The organism is Neisseria iguanae, from assembly GCF_003013245.1.
GTDB lineage: Bacteria > Pseudomonadota > Gammaproteobacteria > Burkholderiales > Neisseriaceae > Neisseria > Neisseria iguanae.
The window spans coordinates 1-976 of record NZ_PXYY01000182.1 but is presented as its reverse complement, the minus strand read 5'-3'; the positions used below and the strand labels follow the sequence as shown (position 1 = coordinate 976).

Sequence of the window (976 nt, the reverse complement as noted above, 5' to 3'; positions counted from 1 at the left end):
CTCTAAATCCAGCTTGAAAGAATTTAGCGGAATTTTCCATGAGCAGCTTCATTCCACCAACAAGCCCAAATCATGATGGCCAAGCACACCGACAGCGCTCTTTTCATCAAACCCAACCAAATACTTGATTGGCTGCCCGTCGAACAACTGTGCCACCCAACACAAGACCTGTATCTCCGCTGCTGCCGAGATTATCCTGCCTATCCGCTGCTGCCCATATTCAAAGCCGTACTGCCCGGCCGGTGGCACTGCCTTTCCGATCCCGAATCGGAACGCCGTCCGGCTATTGTTTTCGTAACCGACCGGCACAAGATGACATTCTGTTTGAACCGATTAACCGCCGGCTTAGCGCGAAAGGCCTAAAAACAGAGAACACCCCGGCGACGGTGATGGACGCTACCTTCATCCAAACCGCCGGCGGCAAACAACGCCGGGTCAAGCAAGACGGTAATAAATTCCCCTTCGGCCATAAACAACACACCCGCACTGGTTCGTGAGGCGATATTGAGAAATCGCATATGATTGCGGCCAACGCCCGCGAGTGCAGCCCTTTCGAACTTCCATTGACAGATACCGCACCCGACACAACTGTCTGTGCCGATAAGGGCGCTGGCGGCAGGCAACCGGGTGCATCTGGCTTTCAGACGGCATTATACGCAAAGCGCACAGAGGCAAATCTTTAACAAAAGAAGACAAGCAGCTGTCGGAAACCCGTTATCTGGCCGAACAGGCTTTTGATACTTTGTACCAGAAATTCGGCTGCAAACGGGTGTGTTATTTTGGCTTGCGGAAAGTATGGGCGCAAAGCCATTTGAAAGCAGTGTGCCTAAACCTGTTAAAGGCAGCAACAGGCTTGTTGCCTGGAAAGCAGGAAATTACGTTCTGACAGGGGGATAAGGACGGGAACATTACTCAAAAAGGCAAAGTGGTTAATCGATAACCCCATTAACCGCTTTGGTTGGTGTGTTTATATTTT

At 51.0% G+C, this 976-nt stretch carries 2 protein-coding genes; both read left to right on the top strand.

Translation table 11 applies throughout. From position 1 onward, the window contains the following. Positions 1–72: 72 nt before the first annotated feature. Positions 73–363 carry a hypothetical protein gene (locus C7N83_RS17220; RefSeq protein WP_425437531.1) on the top strand — a complete coding sequence of 97 codons (291 nt, stop codon included), beginning with the start codon at positions 73–75 and terminating at the stop codon, positions 361–363. Between the two features lie 268 nt (positions 364–631). Next, positions 632–886, top strand: a complete 255-nt coding sequence (locus C7N83_RS17215; protein WP_425437532.1) for a transposase — start codon at positions 632–634, stop codon at positions 884–886. The last annotated feature ends 90 nt before the right edge of the window (positions 887–976 follow it).

Coding starts and splice junctions, on each gene's coding strand:
- C7N83_RS17220 (WP_425437531.1), top strand. CDS start 73: ATGATGGCCAAGCACACCGACAGCGCTCTTTTCATCAAACCCAACCAA.